The organism is Sinorhizobium garamanticum (assembly GCF_029892065.1).
Taxonomy (GTDB): Bacteria; Pseudomonadota; Alphaproteobacteria; order Rhizobiales; family Rhizobiaceae; genus Sinorhizobium; species Sinorhizobium garamanticum.
The window spans coordinates 1,554,990-1,580,527 of the sequence record NZ_CP120373.1; the positions used below are offsets into that span (position 1 = coordinate 1,554,990).

The following is a 25,538-nucleotide window of genomic DNA, read 5'->3' on the forward strand; positions in this document are numbered from 1 at the left end:
CATTCAGCCGGCTTGCAGCAGCCTTTCGACAGACGCCGCGGCAGCCAGCAGCGCCCGGTCCGTCCCGCTCCGTCCAACCAGCATCAAACCCGCCGGTAGGCGCGTGCCCGCCATCGGCAGCGTGATTGCCGTCAGGTCGAATTGATTGGCGATCTGAGTGTTGCGCAAGAGCAGGTCTTCGACGCGGCGATATTCCTGTTTGTCTTGTTCCACAGAGGCGATGCCGACGGCGGGGATCGGCGTGGTCGGGAGGGCGATGAGGTCAAGGAGTGCCAGCCGCTCGCCCATGGCGCGAATGAGCTCTTGTCGCGTCCGCAGCAGCTTTGCCAGCGCCGCATCGGGCACGGTCAAGCGCCGGCGCAGCGTCGATGCTACCCGGGTGTCGACGGGTGCGCCCGCGTCCTCAAGCCAGTTGCGGTGGATTCGGCTGCCTTCTATCGCGGCGATCGAGCCGATCGACGTTGCCTCGGCGAAGCGGGCGAGGAGATCGTCGATGCCGCATTCGGCGATTTTCGCGCCGGCGCGGGAGAGCGTTTGCAGGCTCGCCTCGAAGGCTCTTGCGATCTCCGGGGCGAGGTCTTCGAGGAGAAGGCCTTTCGGAATGCCGAGCTTCAACCCGTCAAGCGCCAGTGGGGCCAACGGTCTTGGCGTATCGCCCGCCATGATGGCGTCGGCGAGCGCGCAGTCGGCGACGGTGCGCGCGAGCGGGCCGATCGAATCGAGGCTTGGAGAGAGCGGGAAGGCGCCATCGAGGGGCACACGCCGGGCGGTCGGCTTGAAGCCGACGAGACCGTTCAGCGCCGCCGGAATGCGCACCGATCCGCCGGTGTCGGATCCGATGGCGATCTCGCTGGTGCCCTCCGCGACGGAGACGGCCGCACCCGATGATGAACCGCCGGGAACGAGGCTCGCGTCGATCGCATTGCCGGGCACCGGATAGTGCGGGCTGAGGCCGACGGCGGTGAAGGCGAATTCGGTCATGTGCGTCTTGCCGAGAACGGCGGCTCCGGCGGCGCGCAAGCGTCGGACGATCGCAGCGTCTGCCGTGGCCGGTTCTGCTGCCCGGCGAATGATCGAGCCGGCAAGCGTCGGCTCGCCGGCGACGTCGAAGAGGTCCTTGATCGAGACGATGCGGCCGTCGAGCGGGCCGAGGCTCTTTCCATCGCTCAGCCTTCGGTCGGCGGCGTCCGCCTCGGCGCGGGCGGTGTCGGAATAGAGTTTCACGAAGACGCGTTCTTCGGCCCGGCGCCGGTCGAGCCGAGCGAGAACGGCTTCGAGCCGGTCGCGAAAAGGGGTGTGCGATTGGGTCAAGGCGAAGACCTCGTGAATGGGATAGCAGTTATTCGCATGATTCCGTAAATCGGAACCGAGTTATGGACAAATCATGCAGGGATTCAATGTGCTGCGCCTTCATTGCCCGCGGCTGCCTCGCGGGGAACGCCCGCGCCGGACGCCCTGTCATCGTTTATAAATCGCGGCCATTGATGTATAATGTCAGACATCAGCGACTTCTGGAATCCAACCGGGAAGACGCCAATGCCAATGTTGCAATCGTCCGCGATCCTGGACTCTTCCGCGATCCAACGCGTCAATTACGACGCGCGCCATCGAACGCTCAGCGTTTGGTTCGTCGGCAATCGCAGGCCTTACCACTATCTCGATGTGCCGGAGCGTGTTTACGAAGAGCTCGTGCATGCGGACTCCGCGGGCGGCTATTTCAACCATCACGTCCGGGATCACTACGATTTCACGCACTGAGGCGGAGTGAGCGCGCGGTTGCCTCTCATCCGCCTGTCGGCACCTTCTCTTCAGGCAGGGAGAAGGGACAATCGGCGATGCTGTATCTCCCTCAGAAACCTCGCCGGGGAGAGGACTGGGGTAAGGGGAGGGGCGCATCGTCAAGGCCCCGCCGCCGATCGCTTCGTCGCCGCTCTTTCACAGAACTGTCGCCAAACCGTCCAAATAGTTTCATCTCGCTGTAAAGCCGCTGACATGCGGCTCGCCAAAGGTCCGCTCGAAATACCGATGATTCGTAAAGCCGGTACCGGAGGCAAAATTTGGCTGATATTCGAAGCACGCTGACCAGGCGCTCCTTTCTCTTCTCCGCCGGCGGCGCCGGTCTCGTCGCTTCTTCCGGTCTCGCGACACCCTTCTATGCCCGTGGCTATGGGCGGCCGGAGTTCCTGCATGGCGTGCAGTCTGGCGACGTCGATACGCAATCGGGAATGATCTGGACGCGGGTGGACCGGCCGGCGCGGGTGGCAGTCGAATATTCGACCACCGAAAGCTTCTCGAACGCGGTCCGGCTTCCCGACATCGATGCGACGCCGCAGACCGACTGCGCGATCAAGTGCCGGCTCGACAACCTGCTGCCGGACCAGGATATCTTCTACCGCTTCACCGCGACCGATCTTTACGACGGCAATCGTGTCGCCGAGCCGATCGTCGGGCGTTTCCGCACGGCGCCCTTGCGCCGGCGGTCGGTGCGCTTCGTCTGGTCCGGCGATACCGCCGGCCAGGGCTGGGGCATCGACGATGTCGGGATGAAGACCTATTCGACCATGCAGCTTCACGAGCCGGATTTCTTCATCCATTCCGGCGACACGATCTACGCCGACAATCCCATCCCCGACGAGATCAAGCTCCGGGACGGGGGCATGTGGAAGAACCGGATCGTGACGCCCGAAAAGCGCGACGTCGCCCGCACGCTGGAAGAATATCGCGGCCAGTGGAAATACAATCTTCTCGATGAGCACGTGCGCGGGCTGAATGCCGTCTGCCCCACCTTCTATCAATGGGACGACCACGAGGTGTTGAACAACTGGTCGGCCTCGACCGATCTCAGGGATGATCCGCGCTATCCGGAAAAGGACGTCGCGGTCTACGCATCGCGCGCGGCTCGTGCGTTCCACGAGATGACGCCGATCCGCACCTTGCCGACGCAACCCGGACGCATCTTCCGCAAGGTCGCCTACGGACCGCTCCTGGACGTCTTCTTCGTCGATCTGCGCTCCTATCGCGGCCCCAACCAAGGGGAGGGCGACGGCGGTCTCTTCGGCTGGCGACAGGCGGACTGGCTGAAACGGGAGCTGGCCGCGTCGCGCGCCACCTGGAAGGTAATCGCCTGCGACATGCCGATTGGCCTTGTCGTCTGGGATGACTATTCGGCACGGCGCGGGTCGGATGCGATCGCCAACGGTGACAACGGCACGCCGACGGGAAGGGAGACGGAATTCGCCGACCTGCTGCGGTTCATTCGTGACAACGCAGTCGAGAACATCATCTGGCTGACGGCGGACGTGCACTACACGGCCGCGCATTACTACGATCCGTCGCGTGCCGCCTTCAAGGAATTCCTGCCTTTCTGGGAGTTCGTGTCCGGTCCCCTGCATTCCGGCACCTACGGTCCGAAGGAACTCGACATGACCTTTGGCCCGGAGGTCCGCTTCATCAAGGCGTCCGGCGGCGGCATCGACAGCAACCTGCCGCCGTCCGCCGGCCTGCAATTCTTCGGCATCGTCGACATCAACGGCCGGACGCAGCAGATGACGGTGCGGCTGATGGATCGCCAGGATAAGGAACTCTGGCGCGTGACGCTCGATCCTGCGGCCGCTGCGTGAGCGATTCAGAAAGTTGGAGCGGGATGCGGGCGGAAAACCGCGCACACTTTTCCTCATCCCGCTCAAGAGCTTTGTGCAGACCTGGTCTGCGCGCCGGCCCCCTTTCGCTTCTGCGAAAAAACCTGTATGAGCGCGGCAACTGAAAAGCGGTACCCGCCCTGTCGCGCGTGCCCACGAACTTTCCGAGACAAAAAATGAGCATTCGTAACATCGCGATCATCGCGCACGTCGACCATGGGAAGACCACGCTCGTTGACGAACTTCTGAAGCAATCCGGCTCCTTCCGCGAAAACCAGCGCGTTGCCGAACGCGTGATGGATTCCAACGATCTGGAAAAGGAACGCGGCATCACCATTCTCGCCAAGGCGACTTCGGTCGAGTGGAAGGGAACGCGCATCAACATCGTCGACACCCCCGGCCACGCCGACTTCGGCGGCGAGGTCGAACGCATCCTGTCGATGGTGGACGGCGCGATCGTGCTCGTCGACGCCTCCGAAGGCCCGATGCCGCAGACCAAGTTCGTGGTCGGCAAGGCGCTGAAGGTCGGACTGAAGCCGATCGTCGCGATCAACAAGATCGACCGGCCCGACGGCCGCCACGAGGAAGTCATCAACGAGGTCTTCGACCTTTTCGCCGCGCTCGACGCCACCGACGAGCAACTCGACTTCCCGATCCTCTACGGTTCGGGTCGTGACGGTTGGATGAACGTCAATCCCGAAGGTCCGAAGGATCAGGGAATGGGACCGCTGCTCGATCTGGTTCTGAAGCATGTTCCCGAGCCGACTGTGGCGGAAGGGCCGTTCCGCATGATCGGCACGATCCTCGAGGCAAACCCCTTCCTCGGCCGCATCATCACCGGCCGCGTATATTCCGGTTCCGTCAAGCCGAACCAGGCCGTGAAGGTGCTCGGTCAGGATGGCAAGCTGCTCGAATCCGGCCGTATTTCGAAGATCCTCGCTTTCCGCGGCATCGAGCGTCAGCCGATCGAGGAGGCCCATGCCGGGGACATCGTCGCAATCGCCGGACTGACGAAAGGTACCGTCGCCGACACCTTCTGTGATCCTTCCGTTGCCGAGGCACTGACGGCCCAGCCGATCGATCCGCCGACCGTCACCATGTCCTTCATCGTCAACGATTCGCCACTTGCCGGTACCGAGGGCGACAAGGTGACCTCGCGTGTCATCCGCGACCGCCTGTTCAAGGAAGCGGAAGGCAACGTTGCTCTCAAGATCGAGGAATCGTCCGAGAAGGACTCCTTCTTCGTCTCCGGTCGCGGCGAATTGCAGCTCGCAGTGCTGATCGAAACGATGCGCCGCGAGGGCTTCGAGCTCGCCGTCTCCCGTCCGCGCGTCGTCATGCACAAGGACGAGAACGGCCAGCTCCTCGAGCCGATCGAGGAAGTGGTCATCGACGTCGACGAGGAACACTCGGGCGTCGTCGTTCAGAAGATGTCGGAGCGCAAGGCCGAGATGGTCGAGCTGCGTCCGTCGGGCGGCAATCGCGTCCGCCTCGTCTTCTTCGCTCCGACCCGCGGCCTCATCGGCTACCAGTCGGAACTGCTGACCGATACGCGCGGCACGGCGATCATGAACCGCCTGTTCCACGACTATCAGCCCTACAAGGGCGAGATCGGTGGCCGCGTCAACGGCGTGCTGCTCGCCAACGAGGCGGGCGAAGCGGTGGCCTACGCGCTGTTCAACCTCGAGGATCGCGGCCCGATGGTGATCGAGCCGGGCGAAAAGGTCTATGCCGGCATGATCATCGGCATCCACACCCGTGACAACGACCTGGAAGTCAACGTTCTGAAGGGCAAGAAGCTCACCAACATGCGCGCCGCCGGCAAGGACGAAGCCGTTCGCCTGACGCCGCCGATCAAGATGACGCTCGAGCGCGCGCTTTCGTGGATCCAGGACGACGAACTGGTGGAAGTCACCCCGAAATCGATCCGGCTTCGCAAGATGTATCTCGATCCGAACGAGCGCAAGCGCTTCGAGAAGTCCCGCACCGCCGGCGCGGCGTAACTGCCCTCGGGCGCACGCGAAGGCCCCCTCATCCGCCTGCCGGCACCTTCTCCCCGCCTGCGGGGAGAAGGGAAATGCCGCCCCGCCCCGCCTATACCTTGTCGCAACGGTGTCCCCTCGCCCCGCTTGCGGGGAGAGGGTTAGGGTGAGGGGCTGATCCACATTCTGATTGTTGATTGCAAAAAAACCCCGGAGCGATCCGGGGTTTTTTTGCTGTGTGTGCCTTTCGCGACCGGCTTGCGGATAAAGTTAAAAAGGCGTTAACCTTCACTCGGATGCCGTTAAAGTTGCCTGTGGGTTAACGCCGCTCGGCAGCCCTGCGGGATTCCGGTTCGCCGTGTCGTGTGTTTAGAGTCGAGTCATGAAGACTGTTTCGATCGAGGTCAGGCCCGGGGAGCCACATGAGGCGGCGGCGATTGCTGAGGTGCATCGCGTTTCCTGGTTGCAGGCCTATGGCGGCATCATTCCGCATCGTCCCCTGATCCAGATGGTCAACCGCCGCGACGAGACCTGGTGGCGCAAGGCCACGCGCGGGCCCGCCACGTTGCTTGTCGTCGATGTCGCCGGAACGATCGCCGGCTATGCCACGCTGGGCCTGAGCCGGGCGCGAGCGCTGCCGCAAGAGGGCGAGATCTACGAGATCTACCTGCGGCCGGAATATCAGGGCATCGGCCTCGGACGCGTTCTCTTCCGCGAGGCAAAGAGCCTCTTGAGGTCGCTTGGCTGCAAGGGCCTCGTCGTCTGGTGCCTCGAAGACAGCGAACACGCCTACAGCTTCTTCCAGACGGCCGGGGGCAGCGACATTGCCGAAGGCATGGAAGATTTCGGCGACAAATACCTGAAGAAAGTCGGCTTCGTCTGGAACTAACGGCTTCGTCCGTCACTGCGGCAGTTCCGCCCGACTTTCGCCGCGCTTGTCGCGGTAGACGGCCCGATCACGTCGCAGTGGAACCCGGTCTCTTTCACATCGTTGCGCTTGAAAACTTCCGCCTGCCTATTTTTGGCCGTGTCGCCCGCCTACTGCATGTTCCGCCCATCCGGACGAAAGTTATGTTGCATCGCGGCATGTTTCCCTTTATCCGACGGAGCGAATTTTAAACCGACCCCTGGAGGTACTTATGCGGATCGACGCGATTTCCATCGGAAAAAATCCACCGGAAGATGTCAATGTGATCGTGGAGGTTCCGGTCGGCGGGCATCCGATCAAGTACGAAATGGATAAGGAAGCCGGCACGCTGGTGGTTGACCGCTTCCTCTACACGCCGATGACCTATCCCGGTAATTACGGCTTCGTTCCGCACACGCTGTCCGACGACGGCGATCCGATCGACGTGTTGATCTGCAACACCCGCCCGCTGGTGCCGGGCTGCGTGATCAATGTCCGCCCGATCGGCGTGATGATGATGGAAGACAATTCCGGCCAGGACGAGAAGATCATCGCCGTGCCGTCGGGCCATCTGACCCAGCGCTACGACAAGGTCCACGACTACACCGACCTGCCGGAAATCACGCTCAAGCAGATCGAGCACTTCTTCGAGCATTACAAGGATCTGGAGCCCGGCAAATGGGTGAAGATCTTCGGCTGGAAGGACGTGAGCGTCGCCAAGCAGCTGATCCGGGAAGCGGTCGAGCGCGCCAAGTCGAAGAAGTAGTCTTCATTTATTCTGCCTGGCTGATGATTTCGGCCAGGCGCTTGATGATAGCCTCCGGATCGGCCTCGATCCGGAGGATTTTTTTACGCTGCGTGTCGCCGGAAACGAGCGCGATCCTGTTTTTTGCGATGCCGAATTGTTTTGCCAGCAGGCCGATCAGCGCCTGGTTCGCCTTGCCCTTTTCCGGCACGGCGCGGACGCGAACCCTGAGATATTCCCCACCGTCGGCAGCGCTCTCGAAGCCGTCGATCGCGTCGCGGCCGCCGTTCGGCGTCAGTCGAACGGTCAAGCGGACATGGTCGTCAAGGCTCGTCAGTGCCGCGTGCACTTAAATGCCGATCACCGCCGAGGCGACCGTCGTGTTGAGGAAGTACCAGATGAAATAGAGGATCACCAGAACCACCAGCGGCGACAGATCGACACCGCCCATGTCCGGCAGGAAGCGGCGGATGGGCCGGTAAAGCGGCTCGGTCAGCTGATAGAGCGAGCGGCCGATCATGTTGATCGCGTTGTTGTTCACGTTGATCACGTTGAAGGCATAGAGCCAGGAGAAGATGGCCGACGCGATGATCAGGAACCAAGCTATGTTGATGATGAAGTTCAAAGTTGCGATGACAGCAATCATGCCAGTCTCCAATTCGTTGTTGACAGACATGTAGACATTGGAAACTAAACGGGCAAGTACGACGCTTCGTCCTGCGCGATCATGTTTAACGGCATCGCGCCGATCCTTTGCCGTCCTACGGCGCCGCGCGCCGATCAGACGCGCGAAGGTCGGTGTAGACCTTTAAGTTTCTGCATGATTTTGTCCTTAAATCGATTCCGATTTAGGGAATCATGCACCAGGAGCATCCCCCACATGTCCGCCGTTCGTGCCGCGCATCGTTTCGCCGCCTTCAGGCATGTCGGTTATCGACGCTATTTCTTCTCCCGCTTTCTCGCCTATTTCGCCATCCAGATCATGTCCGTCGCCGTCGGCTGGCAGATCTACGACCTGACGCGCGATCCGTTCGATCTCGGCCTCATCGGCCTTTTCCAGTTCCTGCCGTCGCTGGCCCTGATTCTGGTGACGGGGACCGTCGCGGACCGCTACAACCGTCGCGTCATCATGGGCATCTGCACGACGGTGAGTACACTCTGCGCGGCCGCGCTACTCCTGTTGACGGTGACAGGGCTGTTTTCGCCCTGGCCCGTCTATGCGATCCTCATCGTCTTCGGGATCGAGCGGGCGTTTCTCGGCCCCGCCGCACAGTCGCTTGCTCCCAATCTGGTGCCAGTCGAGCACCTGCCCAATGCGATCGCCTGGAATTCAACCTCCTGGCAGACCGCGACGATCGTCGGGCCGGTCGCCGGCGGCCTGATCTATGGTTTCGGTCCCATTGTGCCGTACGCGGTCAGTCTCTGCTTCTTTGCAGCGGCGGCCCTGATGGTCTTTGCCGTGCCGAAGCCGGCGGTGCGTTCGCCCGCCTCGGGACAAAGCTGGCAGACGATCACGGCGGGCTTCCGCTACATCACGGCGGAGAAGGTCGTGCTGGGGGCGATCTCGCTCGATCTCTTCGCCGTGTTGCTTGGCGGTGCGGTCGCGCTCATGCCGGTCTTTGCCCGCGATATCCTGACACTCGGTCCGTGGGGGCTCGGGCTTCTGCGCGCCGCACCGGGCGTCGGCGCCGTCGGCATGGCGGTCTGGCTTGCCGCCCACCCGATCCGCAATCGGGCAGGCCTCTACATGTTCATCGGCGTTGCGCTTTTCGGCCTCGCGACGGTCGTCTTCGGCCTGTCGGCGACACCCTGGCTCTCGATTGCAGCACTTGTCGTCATGGGGGCGGCGGACATGATCTCGGTCTATGTCCGCGAAATCCTGATCACCCTCTGGACCCCGGACGAACTGCGCGGCCGCGTGAACGCGGTCAACATGGTGTTCGTGGGCGCGTCGAACGAACTTGGCGAGTTCCGCGCCGGCATGATGGCCTCGGCCTTCGGCGCCGTCTTCGCAGTCGCCTTTGGCGGTGTGGGTACTCTTTTGGTGTCGCTGCTCTGGGCGGTCGGTTTCCCGCAATTGCGCAAGATCGATACGCTCGACGTTCCGGAAGAGCACCAACCGGTCTGATCACACGCGTAGCAGGGAGCGGCGGAGCCAGTTTTGTTACCCTCGGTCTTGCCCTTTGGGCGCCCCGACTGCCTCTCCGCCCCGCAAAAAAATCAGTTCGAGAAAATTTTCCATCCACGTCCGCAAAGGGTGATCGTGGATCATTCGCCCGTCCAGGTGCGCCTTGCCGATCTGGGCGCCAGGCAGCACGAAGCGGTGCGCGCCATGGACGACCCAGCGGTGCATCATCGCGCGCGTCAGCTCGCCATGAAACTGAATGCCCCAGGCGTTCTCACCGTAGCGGAAGGCTTGGTTCGGATAGGTCTCGCCGGTCGCCAGCAGCTCGGCACCGACAGGCAGATCAAACCCTTCCCGGTGGAAGTGATAAACCATGGCCGGCCAGTCCATCAGCGCCTTGCCGGCCGCCGTGGCCTTTAGCGGATACCAGCCGATCTCCGTCATGCCCTCGTGATGCGGCGCGACCTTGCCGCCGAGGTTGCGTGCCAGCATCTGCGCGCCAAGGCAGATGCCGAGATAGGGCTTGTTCTCGAGGAGCGGGACCGACAGCCAATCGATCTCGCGGCGGACGAACTCTTCCTCGTCGTTGGCACTCATCGGCCCGCCGAAGACGATGGTTCCGGAATGCCCCTCCAGCGTCGGCGGCAGCTCGTCGCCGAGGGCAGGGCGGCGAATGTCGAGCGCAAAGCCTTTCTGCTGGAGAATCTGCCCCACGCGGCCGGCGCTTGATCGCTCCTGATGCAGGATTATGAGGATTGGTCTTTTGACGTCGTCGGCCTCTGCAGGCATTTCAGTCTTCCTGCTGCGTGTCGTTCTCCTCTTTCGCGTCGATCTTGGCGGCAGCCTCCTGCCGCTTCAAGACGCGATCGCGCCCGGACACGCCCAGGAGGTCGGCGATCCGCCAGATCACGTGATCTTCGATTTCGTTGCGGACGCCATCGGCATAGACGATCTCCCACAGCATGCCGACAAGCTCGATCCGCTGCTCTTCGGATAGATGGCGCTTGATTTCAGCGGTGAACTTGTAGAAGTCGATCGCCTCACTTTCGGCGGCCTCGCCGGCCTCGATGAGCGCATCGAGACCTTCGTCGTCGAGTTGATATTGTTCCTCGATGATATCGCGCATCTTGCGACGCTCGGCAGCCAGAACGGCGCCGTCGGCCTCCATGACCTGGACGCACAGCGCGATCACGGCGACGCGCGGGTCGCCTTTCTTGATGGACTCCGGGGGGCCTGCCAAACCTTCGAGAAACGCTCGGAACCGCTCTAACATGTCTCTGTGCACCGCCTTCAAAGTTCAAAACAGCCGGAAGCCCGCCTTGTCTGGGGCCTTTTCTCCGGCAGACGGGTCGCGAACGCCGGGATCGTCCGGCGGCCGTCCGAAGAAGGGAGCCGGCTCTTCCTCCGCGGCCTCTTCCTTTTTCTTGGCAGGAGAGGGAACAGCTTCTTTCCTCTCCGGAACCTTGATTACTTTCTCACGCTCGTCTTCCAGGACGGCTGGCGTTGCTGCCGCCGGTGCCGGCTCTGGGGTCGCGCGCACTGCCACGTGCTGGGCGGTCGCGACTGGCGGAAGGCTGCGGATCGCTTCGTCTGCGCTCGGATGACCATTTTCGAGCTTGGCCGAAAGCTGCAAGGCGGGGGCCTCCCATTCGAAGGCGTCGAGCCGGCCGCTGACCGGCGACACCGGCAGCCATGACGGCGAAGTGACGCCGTCGGCAGTCCAGGCCGGATCGCGCGGACTGCGCAGCGCCTGCGCCATCCAATGGCGGATACGGCCCTCGTCGCCCGTGTCCGCCTCCTCGATATCGGCGAGCAGCAGAAAGACGCTTTCAGTCGGTTCGAGCCGCGCAGCCGCTTCCGCCTTGGCGCGGGCAAGCGGCAGTTCGCGTGCCTCAAGTGCGGCTTCGGCAACCGTTGCCAATGCAACCGCATTGTTGCTGCGGAGCGATTCGAGCTTCTTTGCACGCTTCAAACGGTCGAGGGCGGAGTCGCCTCCGCGCGCTCTGACGTAGAGCCTTGCCACATCCGGATGCGGTTGCTGCTTCCACATCCTTTCGAGGATACCCGCGCCTTTGCGCAGGTTGTCTTCGCGGAACAGGGCCTTGGCCGTTACCAGCGCGGCCGGCACCAGGCTGTCATCGAGTTTCAGTGCGGCAAGGCCGTCGTCGCGCGCCGCTTTCGGGTCAGCGTCGAGCTTCGCCATCGCGCGGGCGGTGAGCAGCACGGCCTTCTTCCGGTCGGCCTCCTTGCGGCCGAGGATATTGGCGGCGCGACTCTGGTCGAGAAGGCGGATCGCCTCGTCCCATTGCGCTGCCTGGCTGCGGTGATCCAGCGTCGCCAGCGTTGCCCACGGCAGGTGCGGCGCCTTCTCCGCGGCGCGTTCCGCATATTGCCGGGCCGCCTCGTTCGCGCCAAGGCGCTTGGCTTCGAGAAACAGGCCGCGCAGGCCGAGTTCACGCGTTTCCGGATCGTCGGCCATCAGTTCGAATTTCTTGCGCGCGTCGTCGTATTTGCCCTCGATCAGCGCGGTTTGCGCCTCAAGCAAGTGGATGAGCGGCTCCCGGTCGGCGCTGATCAGGCCGCGGCTTCGTGCCGACATCTTGCGGGCAAGATTGGCGTCGCCGGCACCGGCGGCGATCAGCCCCGTCGAAAGCGCCTGGTAGCCGCGATCACGCTTACGGGCGCGGAAATAGCGCGTGACGGTATGGGGCGACATCCAGATCGTGCGGAGCAGCCAGATCACGATCAGGACGGCGGCAAAGAGCGAGATCAGAATGGAGGCGGCGCGCATCAGCGTCATTTCGATGCGCTGTCCCTGCCAGATCAGCGACAGCTCCCCCGGTCGATCGGCGAGCCACGCGAAACCGAGACCGAGACACAGCACGCAAAGGATGAAGAACAATATACGGATCATCTATTCTTCTTCCCTCCTTTAGCCGGCTGTGCCGGTACGCGTCATGGTCTGTGCCACGGCGGCATCGATGGTGGTCTCGACGCGCAGGCGCTGGTCGAGCTTCGCCTTGAAATCCGCGCCGGCCGATTTCGCCGGTTCGGGGAGGTTCCCCCATTCCAATGACGCGCCCTTGAGGTCGCCATTGTTGAGCTTGTCCTCGATGCGCGCGATCACGGCTTCCGGCGTGTCGCCCTCGACGCTGCCGACCGGCCGGATGCGGATGCCGGACATGGCGCTCGAGACGAGGCGAGCGAAAATGCCCTCGTTCGGATCGGGCTGGTTGAGCGCATCGAGCATCGCGTCCGCCGTTTGCGGGAAAGCTGAGCGAAGGTCGGTCCGCGTCGCGACACCGGTCGCGGCGTCCTGAGCCAGATCCTTCACCGTCGCGTCGTCAGGCGCAATGCTGCGCAGCGCGTCGAGTTCGGCCAGGAAAGGCCCGCCGCGATCGATTGCTGTCTTCAGCGCTGTCACGGCGACGGCCTTCGCCATCTGGATGTCGTTGACCGGCTCGTTGAGCCTTTGTTCGGCCTGGTCGATGCGCCCGGCAAGCTCGGCCTTGGCGGCGGCCGCCGACTGTTCGGCATCGGCGAGGCTGGCTTTCAGCCCGGCGACTTCCTTGGTCAGATTGGCGACTTCCGCTTCGAGCGCGGTAATCTGCGGCGCGCTCGCTCCATCTGCGCCCGGCTGCTTGGCTGCCTGTTCCAGCGCTGCAAGACGGTTCTCCAGCGGGCCGATGTCCGCGGTCGGCGCCGATTGCGATGCGATCTGCGTCTTGATCGCCTCGATTTCGCTGGCGAGGCGTTGCTCGATGGCGGCATTGCCGCGATCCGGTCCGAGCGCCGGAATATAACCGGCATATTGCAGCACGCCAGCGCCGGCGAGCGTTACCAGGCCGCCGAGAATGCCGGCCGCCAGCGCACCGGCGCTCGTCGCCTGTCTCTGCGGCGCCGGCTGCGCCACAGTCTCGTTGCTGAGGTGCGGGGGCTCTTCGTCGAAGGCGGCCGCGGCGGCATCGGCGCGCTCCTCCTCCGTCTGTTCTTTCGCATCAGCCGCGTCTGACGGGTCCACCGCGCTTTCGCTCTCTGCCTGGTTGGCCGAAATCTCAGCGGGCTCGTCGGTGACCGATTCCTGGCTTGCGACAGATTCGGCCTCGTCGGTCGCCGTCTTTTCCGCCTGGAGGTCGATCGTCAGCGGCTCCTTCTCGGATTTCGAGCGGCGCGGCGGGTTTTCCGATACCATGGTGACCTCTTACCGTTGCATAGCCAGTCGGCCTATTATGACAAACCTAGTCAGGCGAACTCCTGAGGGAAAGCCCCCAACTCCGTTTTTGCCGGAAACGCCGTCAGATCACCCGATTAAGGGTCGGCACCTGCGCGGAAAACCGCTGCTGGCTTTGCTGTTCACGCCCCATCGCTTGAAAACCGTTTCGCGCGGATCAAAGGAGGTTCAGCAGGTGCTCCTCGTCGGGCATCGCGGCGACTTCCGCCGCAGCGTCAGGCGGCACGGCCTCCGCTATCGATGCACTCAAGCAGAGATAGCGCCGGGAAAAGGCTGCGGCGCTGAGACGGCTCTGCGAGAGAAGAGCGGCAAACTGCCGCGCGGCTTCACCGGAATAAAGAAGCACGGCGTCAAACCGCCCCGCGTGCAGAAGACCCGAGAGCTCGTCTGCACGATACGCGACCGGCGTCATCCGGTAGCATTCGACGGTTCTGTAATCGATGCCGCGCAGTCGCAGCGCTCGTTCGAGGCCATCGGAACGCGGTGAACCGGCGAGATAGAGCAGTGGTTCGGGTGGTCGCGCGGCGAACGAGGTCGCGATCGTTTCAGCGAGACCTTCGCCCGTTCCCGGTCCGACATGAATGTCGGTGAATCCGAGCTCCGCAGCGGCGCGGCCGGTCGCCTCGCCGACGCAGAAGAGCGGTGTTGCCAGGTGCGGTTCAAGCGCGTGACCCACCGCGGCGAGGACCCGGGTTGCCTCCGCGCTTGTCAGTACGATGGCGCAGTGGCTTTGCTTCAATGCGGTCTCGACAGCGGCGGCGAGATGCTCTGCTTGCATCAGCGGCAGCAGGATGGCTTCGTGGCCGATCGCCTCGAGCTTCAGCGCCGTCGCGGTAACAGCCGGGCGCGGCCGAGTGACGAGCACGCGCATTGGCTCACGTCCAGCTCGAAAAGAATCCCGGTCCAGCCTTGGCGCGGATCTCTTCGCCGGCCTTGCGCCCGAGTTCGGTCGCCTCCGCTGCCTTGCCCTCGACGGCGATGCGATGGCAGGTTGCGCCGTCCGGCGTCAGGATCATCCCGGCAAAGCGGATATGCGTGCCGTCCGATTGGGCGTGGCCGGCGATCGGCGTGCGGCAGGAACCGTCGAGCGTCGCCAAGAAGCCGCGCTCGCAAGAGACGGCCTCGTGGGTGCGCGGATCGTCGATGGCGGCAAGCAGCGTGTTGACGTGTGTGTCGCCGATACGGCTTTCGATGCAGATCGCCCCTTGCGCCGGCGCCGGCGGAAATTCCTCGGGATCGAGCAGTTCGGTCGGCACGTCGGTCATGCCGAGCCGCTTCAAGCCGGCATAGGCGAGCAGCGTACCGTCGACCTGGCCTTCCGCGAGCTTGCGCAGCCGCGTTTCGACCTGACCGCGATAGGTGATCACGTTGATGTCGGGCCTGAGACGCCGAATGAGTGCCTGACGACGCAGCGACGACGAGCCGACGGTTGCGCCCTGCGGCAGGTCCAGGAGTTTCGGCGCCGTCCGTCCGACAAAGGCATCGCGAATGTCCTCGCGCGGCAGGAAGGCGGAGAGGAAAAGCCCGTCCGGCAGCTTCGTCGACATGTCCTTCGACGAATGCACAGCGAAATCGAGGTCGCCCGACAAAAGCTGTTGTTCGAGTTCCTCGGTGAACAGGCCCTTGCCGCCAATCTCGGCAAGCGATCGGTCGGTGATCCGGTCCCCCTTGGTGGACAGGATCACGATTTCGAACATTTCCGGGGGCAGACCATGAGCGGCGGCGAGCCGGTCGCGCGTTTCATGCGTCTGGGCGAGCGCCAGCGGGCTGCCGCGCGTGCCGATGCGGAAAGGTTTCGTTTGCATCCTCGGTCATCCATTGTTACTGCATGCTTCCTTAAATCGGCACCGATTTAAGGATAAAACCATGCAGCAGTTCAAAGCATTACAGCGTCCTTTGTGCTTCTGAAAGACGCACGGCGCTGACACAAGTTCCGTGTACCCACCTTTCCGTGCGACCGCAATCTTTGAGTAGACCACACATGTCCGCGCCCCTGCGTATCCTCGGCATCGAAACAAGCTGCGACGAAACCGCGGCGTCCGTCGTGCTGCGGGAAAAGGACGGCAGCGGCCGGATCCTCGGCGATGTCGTGCTCAGTCAGCTGGAAGAACATAGCGCCTATGGCGGCGTCGTTCCGGAGATTGCCGCGCGCGCCCATGTCGAAGCGCTCGATACGCTGATCGAGGAGGCGCTGCTGCGCGCCGGCGTCAAGCTTGAGGACATAGACGCGATCGCTGCGACAAGTGGTCCCGGTCTGATCGGCGGCCTGATCGTCGGCTTGATGACCGGCAAAGCGATCGCACGGGCGACGGGCAAACCGCTCTATGCCGTCAACCACCTCGAAGGCCACGCGCTGACGGCGCGGCTCACCGATGGCCTCACCTTTCCCTATCTGATGCTGCTTGTCTCTGGTGGCCACACACAATTGATCCTGGTGAAGGGCGTCGGCGACTACGAACGTTGGGGCACGACGATCGACGACGCGCTCGGTGAAGCCTTCGACAAGACCGCAAAGCTGCTCGGCCTTCCCTATCCGGGCGGGCCGGCAGTCGAGCGCATGGCCCGGACGGGCGATCCCAAGCGCTTCGATTTCCCGCGTCCGCTCGTCGGCGACGCGCGGCTCGACTTTTCCTTCTCCGGACTGAAGACGGCGGTTCGCCAGGCGGCGCAGTCGCTGGAGCCTGTGACGGAACAGGATATCGCCGACATTTGCGCCTCTTTCCAGCGCGCCATCTCGCGCACGCTCAGGGACCGTGTCGGGCGCGGGCTGAAGCGGTTCAAGGCGGAATTCGCCACTGTCTCTGAACCGGCGCTCGTTGTCGCCGGCGGGGTTGCCGCCAATCAGGAGTTGCGGGCGACGCTTCAGGAGCTTTGCGACCAGAACGGCTTCCGCTTCGTGGCGCCGCCGCTTCAGCTTTGCACCGACAACGCGGCGATGATCGCCTGGGCCGGTGCCGAGCGGCTGGCGGCGGGACTGGCGGCGGACGGCCTCGACGTTGCGCCGCGCTCGCGTTGGCCGCTTGACAACCACGCGCAGGCATTGATCGGCTCCGGCAAGCGCGGCGCCAAGGCATGATGGACAAGATGAGCGAAAAACCGAAGATCGTCGTCGTTGGAGCCGGAGCCTTCGGGACCGCGCTTGCCGCCGTCGCGGCAGCGACCGGCAATGCCAAAGTGACATTGCTCGCCCGCCGACAGGAGACGGTCGAGGAATGCTACCGCACGCGCCGGAACGACGCATTTCTGCCCGGCATTCCGCTTCCCGCGGAGCTTGCCTTTTCCTCCGATACCGCGGCGCTCATGGACGCCGATATCGTCCTCTTTGCCATGCCTTCGCAGGAGCAGAGGGCCGCCGCCCGCAGCTATGGCGCCTCGATCGGCACCGATGCGACAATCGTCACCTGTGCCAAGGGCATGGAGCAATCGACCGGCCGGCTCCTGACCGATGTGCTCGACGAGGAGTTGCCGGGCCACAAGGTCGGTGTGCTCTCCGGCCCCGGCTTTGCCGCCGATATTGCCAGGGGCCTGCCGACGGCGATGGTCGTTGCGGCTCGCGACAGCGAGACCGCGACGGAACTCGCGGAAACCCTTTCCGGCCGAACGTTTCGGCTCTACCCCTCGGCGGACCGCATCGGCGTGCAGCTTGGCGGGGCGCTCAAGAACGTGCTGGCGATCGCTTGCGGCATCGTCGAAGGCGCGGGGCTCGGCGATTCGGCCCGCGCGGCGTTGATCTCCCGCGGCCTTGCGGAAATGTCGCGCTTCGTCGTGGCCCAAGGCGGGGAACCCGATACCGTCCGTGGTCTTTCCGGGCTCGGCGATCTCGTGCTGACGGCGACAAGCCATCAGTCGCGTAACCTCCGCTTCGGCATTGCTCTCGGCAGGGATGGGCCAGCAAAAGGACAGGGCAGAGAACTGGTCGAGGGCGCCTTTGCCGCGTCGGTCGCCGCCCGCGTCGCGCACGAACTCGGGGTCGACATGCCGATTACCGAGGCGGTCGCCGCCATCATCGACGGAAGGCTCGATGTCCGCACCGCCCTGGAGCAGTTGATGTCACGCCCGATTACTCAGGAATGATTCGGCAGCGGGATGGGCAAAAGCGTGAAGCGGTTTACCGCCCGCATCCCGCTCCGGTCGACAATGTTAGGAGGAACCATGCTCTTCGCACTTCTATGCACGGACAAGCCCGGCGGGCTGCAACTCAGGCTGGATACGCGTCCCGATCACCTCGCCTATCTCAATGATCTCAACGCCAAGGGCATCGTCAAGATTGCCGGGCCCTTTCTCGGAGAGGACGGCAAGCCGACGGGAAGCCTAGTCATCGTCAAGGCCGAGACGCTTGAAGAGGCGAAGGCAATCGCCGAGGCCGACCCCTATGCCAAGGCGGGTCTTTTTTCGAATGTCGAGATCAAGGCCTACAACTGGGTCTTCAATAATCCGGAGGCGTGAGGGCGATGGCTTTCTGGCTTTACAAATCCGAACCGGCGAAATGGTCCTGGCAGATGCAGAAGGACGCCGGCAAAAAGGGTACCGAGTGGACCGGCGTTCGCAACTACCTCGCGCGCAACAACATGCGGGCGATGCAGATCGGCGACAAGGGCTTCTTCTATCACTCCAATGAAGGCCTGGAGATCGTCGGCATCACCGAGGTCTGTGCTCTCTCGCACCCGGATTCGACGGCTGAAGGCGATGCCCGCTGGGACTGCGTCGATATCCGCGCCGTCATGGACATGCCGCGCCCGGTCTCTCTCAAGGAAATCAAGGAAAACCCCAAGCTCGCCAAGATGGCGCTCGTGACGTCGATGCGCCTTTCGGTGCAGCCGGTCACCGATGACGAGTGGATCGAGGTCTGCCGCATGGGCGGGCTCGACAACCCGCCGCGCTAGATCACGATGATTTCAGGTCGGATCGACCTGAAATCATAAACGAAAACCGGTTTCCACTTTTCGGATCACGCCCGGAGCGCCTGTTGAAGACCGATCCCGAAAGCTTCATCCGCGCCAACACGGGCATTCTCTCGCCGCCGCATGTACCGGAGATCCGGCTGCGTCTCGCGAGCGAAGCGCATGAACTCTGGCTGAAGACGGAGGAGGAACTCGAGGAGATCGGTCTGCCGCCGCCGTTCTGGGCCTTCGCCTGGGCGGGCGGGCAGGGGCTTGCACGTCATGTCCTCGATCACCCGGAGACCGTGCGTGGCCGCCGTGTCGTCGATTTCGCCTCCGGCTCCGGCCTCGTCGCGATTGCGGCGATGAAGGCGGGCGCCTCTTCCGTCCTTGCCGTCGACATCGATCCCTGGGCGGAAACCGCGGTACGGCTGAATGCGGAGTTGAACGGCGTCGAGATAGCGTTCAGCGATCGGAACATCATCGGCGAGCCGAAGGTCGCCGATGTCTATCTCGCCGGTGACGTCTTCTACGACAAAGGCTTTGCCGATCTGCTTCGCCCCTGGCTTGCCGGGTTGGCGAGGGCGGGTGCCGCCGTGCTCGTCGGCGACCCGGGGCGCGCCTATTGCCCGCGAGAGATGATGACGGTGCTCGCGACCTATGAAGTGCCGGTCACGCGGGCGCTTGAAGACAGCGAGGTGAAGCGCACGACCGTCTGGCGCTTCGAGCCGGACGACAGCTTCGGCTGACAGGACAGGCGCCTGCCTACCGCCTCATTCCGCTACGGCCGGATGACGCAGACGCCGTGTTCCCACGAGCAGACGCGGTCGTTCTGTTGCGGCGAGACGACGATGATCTTCGCACGATTCAGCGGCGGGGCGGGATCGGCCGCACCCTCCGTCAAATAGTTGTAGTTGCCGTATTGGCTGAAATAGATGCCGTTGCCCTCCTGGCGGAAGGCGGAGATACCGCCGGCATAGGTTCCGATGCCGGGCGTCACCGACGGAAAGTCGTCGCCGCCATAGGACCCAGTACTACCGTATGGGCCGAAGCCGTATGCCCCGCCGATCACGATCACGCCATGGTCCCGGCGCCAATCGCGCCGCGCGAAGCCCCTCAGGTGATGCTTCCGCCATACGTGCCGAGTGCGGGTGTTGACGTCCGGCAAGCGCTGATTGAACGATGGAAAGTTGTCGATACCCGACATGACCGAACGGTGCCGCCGATGACCGGCAAAAAACCGGCGGCCGTGGTGAAATTTGCGAAAATCATGATGGCCGAAGCCGTGCTTGAGTCGGACATGACGTGTGCGGGTCTGAACGTCGCCAAAGCTCGCGCCGTTCGCCGCTGCCGCCGGCAGACTGACCGGCATTGCCAGAGCGCAAGCCAGCACTAGAACTTTGGTCGCACCCACCACTCGCAACAGATTCATTCTGTCGTGCCCTCCGGATCATCCTTAACAAATCCTTAATGTCATCCTGGGCCAGTTGCGGGCAAATGTCACGGATTTGCTTATGTTTTCTGCACTTATCGTTAATTCGCTCCCATGTCTCAGCGAGGCTGAAAAACGCCGTTTTTTGTCTAATCGATTTTATTAATTTTGCTCCACAAGCATACTTGTCGTTAAGCCTTATGGTGATTAAAGGTCCGGATGACTGAATTGCGCACAATCGTGTGCGATACCGGACTAGGGCGGTCCAGTTTTTGGGGCGCGGCGATCCGGTCACACCGTGAGGTTCCGATGACGAATGTCACAAGAAGCCGGCCGCTCTCGCCGCATCTTCAAATCTACAAACCCATCCCAACCATGGTGATGTCGATTGTGCATCGCATTACCGGCGGCGCCCTTTATTTCGGCACGATCCTCGTGGCCTGGTGGCTGATCGCCGCAGCCTCTGGTGCCGCCTATTACGATTGGGTCAGCTGGCTGTTCGGCACGTGGATCGGCAAACTCGTCCTCTTCGGCTACACCTGGGCCCTCGTCCATCACATGCTTGGCGGCATCCGCCACTTCATTTGGGACCTCGGCTACGGCTACGAGAAGCATTTTGCGACGAAGATGGCCAAGGCGACGATCATCGGATCGGTTTCCCTGACGTTGCTGATCTGGGTGATCGGCTATCTGGTTCGGTACTGAGGGAATACGACATGGATATGCGCACACCTCTCGCCAAGGTTCGCGGCCTCGGCTCCGCCAAGGAGGGGACCGATCATTTCTGGCGCCAGCGTCTGACGGCTGTCTCCAATGTACCGCTGCTGATCTTCTTCGCCTTCTTCGTGGCCCGCTATGCTGGCGCCCCCCATGCGGAAGTCGTAGCTGCGCTCTCCAATCCGTTCGTCGCGGTGATCATGGGTCTCGTTCTCCTTTCCGGTTTCACCCACATGCGGCTCGGCATGCAGGTGATCATCGAAGACTACGTGCATGCAGAAGGCATCAAGATCGCTCTTCTCATGCTCAACACATTTTTCGCGATCTCGGTCGGCGGGCTCTGTCTTTTCGCCATCCTGAAGATCGCTTTTGCAGGGTAATTTCGCCATGGCATCGATCAGTTCACCCGCTGCAAACGGCAGGGCTTACCAATATGTCGATCACGCCTTCGACGTCGTCGTCGTCGGCGCCGGCGGCGCGGGCCTCCGCGCGACCCTCGGCATGGCCGAGCAGGGCCTGAAGACGGCCTGCATCACCAAGGTTTTTCCGACCCGCTCGCACACCGTCGCGGCCCAGGGCGGCATCGCCGCGTCGCTGCAGAACATGACGCCCGACAGCTGGCAGTGGCATCTCTACGACACGGTCAAGGGGTCCGACTGGCTCGGCGACGTCGACGCCATGCAGTATCTCACCATGGAAGCGCCGAAGGCGGTCTACGAGCTCGAGCACTACGGCGTGCCGTTCTCGCGCAACGAGGAAGGCAAGATCTACCAGCGGCCCTTCGGCGGCCACATGCAGAACTACGGCGAAGGCCCGCCGGTGCAGCGCACCTGCGCGGTTGCCGACCGCACTGGCCATGCGATCCTGCACACGCTCTACGGCCAGTCGCTCCGGAACAACGCCGAATTCTTCATCGAATATTTCGCCATCGACCTGATCATGTCGGACGACGGGCGCTGCACCGGCGTCGTCGCCTGGAACCTTGATGACGGCACGATCCACCGCTTTTCGGCGAAGATGGTGGTGCTGGCGACCGGCGGTTACGGCCGCGCCTATTTCTCGGCGACGTCGGCACACACCTGCACCGGCGACGGCGGCGGCATGATCGCCCGCGCCGGCCTGCCGCTCCAGGACATGGAGTTCGTGCAGTTCCACCCGACCGGCATCTACGGCTCCGGCTGTCTGATCACCGAAGGGGCGCGCGGCGAAGGCGGTTATCTCGTCAATTCGGAAGGCGAGCGCTTCATGGAGCGTTATGCCCCGTCCGCCAAGGACCTCGCCTCGCGCGACGTCGTCTCGCGCTGCATGACGCTCGAAATCCGCGAAGGCCGCGGCGTCGGCAAGAACAAGGACCACATCTTCCTGCATCTCGACCATCTCGATCCGACGGTGCTGCACGAACGCCTGCCGGGCATTTCCGAGAGCGCGAAGATCTTTGCCGGCGTTGACGTCACCCGCGAGCCGATCCCGGTTCTGCCGACCGTCCACTACAACATGGGCGGCATTCCCACCAACTATTGGGGCGAGGTGCTGAATGCCGACAGCGAGAACCCCGAGCGCCTCGCGCCCGGCCTGATGGCGGTCGGCGAAGCGGGCTGCGCCTCGGTTCACGGCGCCAATCGCCTCGGCTCCAATTCGCTGATCGACCTGGTCGTCTTCGGCCGCGCTGCGGCGATCCGTGCTGGCCAGATCATCGACCGCCAGGAATCCATTCCGGCGCTCAACACCGCTGCCTGCGACCGCATCGTCGAGCGTTTCGACCGCCTGCGGCATGCCAATGGCAGGACGCCGACGGCGGTGCTGCGCGAGAAGATGCAGCGCGCCATGCAGGACGACGCCGCCGTCTTCCGCACGCAGGAATCGCTCGAATCCGGCTGCCGTCGCCTCTCGGAGATCTGGAAGGAGCTTTCCGACGTCAAGGTCACCGACCGCTCGATGATCTGGAATTCCGACCTTGTCGAAACGCTGGAGCTGGAAAACCTGATGGCCAATGCCATCACGACTATCTACGGCGCCGAAGCACGCAAGGAGAGCCGCGGTTCGCATGCGCGCGAGGATTACACCGAAGGCCCGTTCGGGGGGCGCGACGACGTCAACTGGCGCAAGCATACGCTTGCCTGGGTCAACGAGGCCGGCGATGTCCGGCTCGACTACCGCCCGGTTCACACCGACCTGATCGCCGAGGGCATCGATCCGATGAAGATCGCCCCGAAGGCGCGCGTGTACTAGTGTTCGGGGCGCAAGAAACTGCGTTTGAGCATGATGCGCGTCAGCGCTCGCAGCTCTATGCGGCATTCCCGATTTTCATGCAGAAGGATTTTGAGGCTCCGGTAAACAACGCTGGTTATCAAGTTGGAGTTGATTATAGTTATCCTGCGTTGCTCCGTGAGATGATTAGTGCTGCTATCGTAACCTACTCTCTGCGAAATAAGTCTATTGATCACGTCCGAAAAACATATCTCAAAGATATTCGCTATGAAGCCGATCCAGGATCGGAGTCAAGACTTGATCGAGGCTACAAACGGGCATGCTTCTCGCGGCTTTCCCGAATACAGGAAGCGATAACGTCATATCCACCTATGTTGAATCGAGAACCGACTGTCGGGGAGTGGATAGGCGACTTAACCCTTATCAGAGTCGACTACAGCTTCAGGCGGGCATTCGCCGAAGCCGACAAGGGCGCTCTGTTCGAAGCTGTCGCCATCGCAAGAATGATTCTTGAGCAGCTAGCGTGGGTTTATGTCATTCGAAGGGTCGACGACGCGAAGCAGATCCAGAAAACCCAAACGACCAAATGCTTAGGCACTGCGGCGGCGAAGTTCCGAACGATCGGCCGCCTCTATGGATGGATGAGTGACCATGTACATTGGGGTTACAATGCACATGTGAAGGTGATTACGGCCAAGGACGGATTTTCTGGAGCGTGGCTCGCCACCCCGGACTTTAAGGCGACCGCATACGCAATGCTTATAGCGTTGACGGCGATTGTCTTCGAATTGGTCATAACGCTACTCGGCGACTACCCTGAACTCGTTGAAAACAATGTGCTAAAACAGTGGCTCGGCGAAAGCGACGATTTTAGCCCGGTTTCGATGGTCGAACGTATTTATGATTTGTCCGATGAATCGGAAGACATCAAAACGATTCTCGAAATTGTGAAGGTGGCAACTAACGATGGTTGAACTCGCTCTCCCCAAGAACTCGCAGGTGACCGAAGGCAAGGTCTGGCCGAAGCCGGTCGGCGCGACGAACCTGCGTGAATACCGCGTTTATCGCTGGAATCCGGACGAGGGTAAGAACCCACGCGTCGACACCTACTACATCGACATCGACGACTGCGGTCCGATGGTGCTCGACGGCCTGCTCTACATCAAGAACAAGATCGATCCGACGCTGACGCTTCGCCGCTCCTGTCGCGAGGGCATCTGCGGCTCCTGCGCGATGAACATTGACGGCACCAACACGCTCGCCTGCACCAAGGGCATGGACGAGATCAAGGGAACGGTGAAGATCTATCCGCTGCCGCATATGCCGGTGGTCAAGGATCTGGTGCCAGATCTCACCAATTTCTATGCCCAGCACCGCTCGATCGAGCCTTGGCTGAAGACCGTTTCGCCGACGCCGGCCAAGGAATGGAAGCAGAGCCACGAGGATCGCCAGAAGCTCGACGGCCTCTACGAGTGCATCCTTTGCGCCTGCTGCTCGACTTCCTGTCCGAGCTACTGGTGGAACGGCGACCGCTATCTCGGCCCGGCCGTTCTCCTGCAGGCCTATCGCTGGCTGATCGATAGCCGCGACGAGGCGACCGGCGAGCGGCTCGACAATCTCGAGGATCCGTTCCGGCTCTACCGGTGCCACACGATCATGAACTGCGCCCAGGCCTGTCCGAAGGGGCTCAACCCGGCCAAGGCGATCGGCGAAATCAAGAAGATGCTGGTCGAGCGCAGGGTCTAGTCGCCGGCAACTATTGTCGGCTTCGACGGCGGGCTCTCTGGCCCGCCGTTTGCGTATCTCACGAACTTCACGGCCCCGTGTCGGCATTTGATTTTGAAACTTTCGGCCGTCCTCATAGCTTTATGTTGGGGATCGGAGATTGCGATGAATCGTTTGCTGTTTGCACTTGTCACCGGTTGCTTGCTGTCCTTACCGGCGCGGGCGGCCGAGTCGCAGTTTGCGCTGTTTGCCGGCGGCTGTTTCTGGTGCGTTGAGACCGATTTCGACGGCGTGCCCGGCGTTCTCGAGACGATTTCGGGCTATGCCGGCGGCAAGAGCGCCAATCCGACCTATGAGGACTACGCGAGCGGCGGCCATCGCGAAGTGGTCCGCATCAAGTTCGATCCGGACAGGGTTTCCTATTCGATGCTGGTCTCGGTGCTGTTCCACACAACCGACCCGACGGACGGCGGCGGTCAGTTCTGCGATCGCGGCTTTGCCTACACGACCGCGATCTACGCGCTTGACGAACGGCAGGCGATGGACGCGAAGGCCGGAAAGATCAAGGCTGAAGCCGAACTCGGAAAGCCGATCGTCACACCGGTCGAGGGTGCTGCAAAATTCTGGCCGGCCGAGGAGTATCATCAGGACTTCGGCGCACGAAACCCGATTCGCTATTGGTATTACAGGAACGGCTGCGGCAGGAACCGGACGGTCGAGGCGCTCTGGGGCGACCGTGCCTATGCCGGCGTCAATCACTGATTGTATTCTCGCCGCCTGGCCTTGCCGCATTTTCCGCGTCGGCGGATGCGGAGGGCACCCGTTCCAACCGGCGTTTCAATCGTGCAACAGGTGCTGCTGAAATGCCTTCCCTTGATTTGTCAGGTGGATTTGCTGTAGTTCGGCCATTATTATCGCGTTGCATCATGGTTCGACGAAGATATTGGG

27 protein-coding genes are annotated in these 25,538 nt (G+C 62.6%); 17 read left to right on the forward strand and 10 right to left on the reverse strand.

The window, feature by feature from the left end; all coding sequences use genetic code 11:
- Positions 1-3: 3 nt before the first annotated feature.
- Positions 4-1,311, reverse strand: coding sequence for an amidase (locus PZN02_RS07230; RefSeq protein WP_280660909.1), 1,308 nt, complete (start codon positions 1,309-1,311; stop codon positions 4-6).
- A 225-nt stretch (positions 1,312-1,536) separates the two neighbouring features.
- On the opposite strand from PZN02_RS07230, the gene PZN02_RS07235 reads away from it, so the two are divergent.
- From PZN02_RS07235 to ppa, 5 genes are all read left to right on the forward strand, one after another.
- On the forward strand, positions 1,537-1,758 hold the full coding sequence (locus PZN02_RS07235; protein ID WP_280660910.1) for a KTSC domain-containing protein: 222 nt from the start codon (positions 1,537-1,539) through the stop codon (positions 1,756-1,758).
- Between the two features lie 299 nt (positions 1,759-2,057).
- Positions 2,058-3,620 carry an alkaline phosphatase D family protein gene (locus PZN02_RS07240; protein WP_280660911.1) on the forward strand — a complete coding sequence of 521 codons (1,563 nt, stop codon included), beginning with the start codon at positions 2,058-2,060 and terminating at the stop codon, positions 3,618-3,620.
- A gap of 194 nt (positions 3,621-3,814) precedes the next feature.
- Complete coding sequence (typA, locus tag PZN02_RS07245) at positions 3,815-5,641, forward strand: translational GTPase TypA (RefSeq protein WP_280660912.1); 1,827 nt, start codon at positions 3,815-3,817, stop codon at positions 5,639-5,641.
- Between the two features lie 361 nt (positions 5,642-6,002).
- The gene (locus PZN02_RS07250) at positions 6,003-6,509 is read left to right on the forward strand and encodes a GNAT family N-acetyltransferase (RefSeq protein WP_280660913.1); all 507 of its coding nucleotides are present in this window, start codon (positions 6,003-6,005) and stop codon (positions 6,507-6,509) included.
- A gap of 250 nt (positions 6,510-6,759) precedes the next feature.
- Positions 6,760-7,293, forward strand: a complete 534-nt coding sequence (ppa, locus tag PZN02_RS07255; protein WP_280660914.1) for an inorganic diphosphatase — start codon at positions 6,760-6,762, stop codon at positions 7,291-7,293.
- Between the two features lie 7 nt (positions 7,294-7,300).
- Here the strand turns inward: ppa and PZN02_RS07260 are convergent, their stop codons facing one another.
- Both PZN02_RS07260 and PZN02_RS07265 read right to left on the reverse strand, forming a co-directional pair.
- Positions 7,301-7,621: a DUF167 domain-containing protein gene (locus PZN02_RS07260; RefSeq protein ID WP_280660915.1), complete on the reverse strand. Its 321-nt coding sequence runs from the start codon at positions 7,619-7,621 to the stop codon at positions 7,301-7,303.
- Positions 7,622-7,918 carry a YggT family protein gene (locus PZN02_RS07265; protein ID WP_280660916.1) on the reverse strand — a complete coding sequence of 99 codons (297 nt, stop codon included), beginning with the start codon at positions 7,916-7,918 and terminating at the stop codon, positions 7,622-7,624.
- Positions 7,919-8,152: 234 nt separating this feature from the next.
- On the opposite strand from PZN02_RS07265, the gene PZN02_RS07270 reads away from it, so the two are divergent.
- Positions 8,153-9,400 carry an MFS transporter gene (locus PZN02_RS07270; protein WP_280660917.1) on the forward strand — a complete coding sequence of 416 codons (1,248 nt, stop codon included), beginning with the start codon at positions 8,153-8,155 and terminating at the stop codon, positions 9,398-9,400.
- A 36-nt stretch (positions 9,401-9,436) separates the two neighbouring features.
- On the opposite strand, the gene PZN02_RS07275 is transcribed toward PZN02_RS07270, so the two are convergent.
- The 6 genes from PZN02_RS07275 to hemC form a co-directional block, all read right to left on the reverse strand.
- Positions 9,437-10,186 (reverse strand): glutamine amidotransferase, encoded by a 750-nt coding sequence (locus PZN02_RS07275; protein ID WP_280660918.1) that lies wholly within the window; start codon positions 10,184-10,186, stop codon positions 9,437-9,439.
- A 1-nt stretch (position 10,187) separates the two neighbouring features.
- Positions 10,188-10,670 carry a tellurite resistance TerB family protein gene (locus PZN02_RS07280; RefSeq protein WP_280660919.1) on the reverse strand — a complete coding sequence of 161 codons (483 nt, stop codon included), beginning with the start codon at positions 10,668-10,670 and terminating at the stop codon, positions 10,188-10,190.
- A gap of 24 nt (positions 10,671-10,694) precedes the next feature.
- Complete coding sequence (locus PZN02_RS07285) at positions 10,695-12,311, reverse strand: heme biosynthesis protein HemY (protein WP_280660920.1); 1,617 nt, start codon at positions 12,309-12,311, stop codon at positions 10,695-10,697.
- An 18-nt stretch (positions 12,312-12,329) separates the two neighbouring features.
- Complete coding sequence (locus tag PZN02_RS07290; protein ID WP_280660921.1) at positions 12,330-13,589, reverse strand: COG4223 family protein; 1,260 nt, start codon at positions 13,587-13,589, stop codon at positions 12,330-12,332.
- 196 nt (positions 13,590-13,785) lie between these two features.
- On the reverse strand, positions 13,786-14,499 hold the full coding sequence (locus PZN02_RS07295; protein ID WP_280660922.1) for a uroporphyrinogen-III synthase: 714 nt from the start codon (positions 14,497-14,499) through the stop codon (positions 13,786-13,788).
- Positions 14,500-14,503: 4 nt separating this feature from the next.
- Positions 14,504-15,433 (reverse strand): hydroxymethylbilane synthase, encoded by a 930-nt coding sequence (gene hemC / locus PZN02_RS07300; RefSeq protein WP_280660923.1) that lies wholly within the window; start codon positions 15,431-15,433, stop codon positions 14,504-14,506.
- A 176-nt stretch (positions 15,434-15,609) separates the two neighbouring features.
- Between hemC and tsaD the strand changes: the two genes are divergently transcribed.
- From tsaD to PZN02_RS07325, 5 genes are all read left to right on the forward strand, one after another.
- Positions 15,610-16,704 (forward strand): tRNA (adenosine(37)-N6)-threonylcarbamoyltransferase complex transferase subunit TsaD, encoded by a 1,095-nt coding sequence (gene tsaD, locus PZN02_RS07305; protein ID WP_280660924.1) that lies wholly within the window; start codon positions 15,610-15,612, stop codon positions 16,702-16,704.
- Positions 16,705-16,712: 8 nt separating this feature from the next.
- A complete protein-coding gene (locus PZN02_RS07310; RefSeq protein WP_280660925.1) occupies positions 16,713-17,702 on the forward strand; it encodes an NAD(P)H-dependent glycerol-3-phosphate dehydrogenase in 990 nt (329 codons plus the stop codon).
- A gap of 78 nt (positions 17,703-17,780) precedes the next feature.
- Positions 17,781-18,074, forward strand: a complete 294-nt coding sequence (locus tag PZN02_RS07315) for a YciI-like protein (protein ID WP_280660926.1) — start codon at positions 17,781-17,783, stop codon at positions 18,072-18,074.
- Positions 18,075-18,079: 5 nt separating this feature from the next.
- On the forward strand, positions 18,080-18,511 hold the full coding sequence (locus PZN02_RS07320) for an EVE domain-containing protein (protein WP_280660927.1): 432 nt from the start codon (positions 18,080-18,082) through the stop codon (positions 18,509-18,511).
- Between the two features lie 83 nt (positions 18,512-18,594).
- Positions 18,595-19,257, forward strand: a complete 663-nt coding sequence (locus PZN02_RS07325; RefSeq protein ID WP_280660928.1) for a class I SAM-dependent methyltransferase — start codon at positions 18,595-18,597, stop codon at positions 19,255-19,257.
- A 32-nt stretch (positions 19,258-19,289) separates the two neighbouring features.
- On the opposite strand, the gene PZN02_RS07330 is transcribed toward PZN02_RS07325, so the two are convergent.
- Positions 19,290-19,940, reverse strand: a complete 651-nt coding sequence (locus tag PZN02_RS07330; RefSeq protein ID WP_280660929.1) for a hypothetical protein — start codon at positions 19,938-19,940, stop codon at positions 19,290-19,292.
- 309 nt (positions 19,941-20,249) lie between these two features.
- Between PZN02_RS07330 and sdhC the strand changes: the two genes are divergently transcribed.
- From sdhC to msrA, 6 genes are all read left to right on the forward strand, one after another.
- Positions 20,250-20,645 (forward strand): succinate dehydrogenase, cytochrome b556 subunit, encoded by a 396-nt coding sequence (gene sdhC / locus PZN02_RS07335; RefSeq protein ID WP_225109838.1) that lies wholly within the window; start codon positions 20,250-20,252, stop codon positions 20,643-20,645.
- A gap of 11 nt (positions 20,646-20,656) precedes the next feature.
- Positions 20,657-21,037, forward strand: a complete 381-nt coding sequence (sdhD, locus tag PZN02_RS07340) for a succinate dehydrogenase, hydrophobic membrane anchor protein (RefSeq protein ID WP_280660930.1) — start codon at positions 20,657-20,659, stop codon at positions 21,035-21,037.
- 7 nt (positions 21,038-21,044) lie between these two features.
- On the forward strand, positions 21,045-22,886 hold the full coding sequence (sdhA, locus tag PZN02_RS07345; protein WP_280660931.1) for a succinate dehydrogenase flavoprotein subunit: 1,842 nt from the start codon (positions 21,045-21,047) through the stop codon (positions 22,884-22,886).
- Complete coding sequence (locus tag PZN02_RS07350) at positions 22,886-23,839, forward strand: hypothetical protein (protein ID WP_280660932.1); 954 nt, start codon at positions 22,886-22,888, stop codon at positions 23,837-23,839. The genes sdhA and PZN02_RS07350 overlap by 1 nt, the downstream gene beginning before the upstream one ends.
- Positions 23,832-24,611: a succinate dehydrogenase iron-sulfur subunit gene (locus PZN02_RS07355; protein ID WP_280660933.1), complete on the forward strand. Its 780-nt coding sequence runs from the start codon at positions 23,832-23,834 to the stop codon at positions 24,609-24,611. Before PZN02_RS07350 ends, PZN02_RS07355 begins: the two co-directional genes overlap by 8 nt.
- Positions 24,612-24,755: 144 nt before the next feature.
- The gene (gene msrA, locus PZN02_RS07360; protein WP_280660934.1) at positions 24,756-25,352 is read left to right on the forward strand and encodes a peptide-methionine (S)-S-oxide reductase MsrA; all 597 of its coding nucleotides are present in this window, start codon (positions 24,756-24,758) and stop codon (positions 25,350-25,352) included.
- The last annotated feature ends 186 nt before the right edge of the window (positions 25,353-25,538 follow it).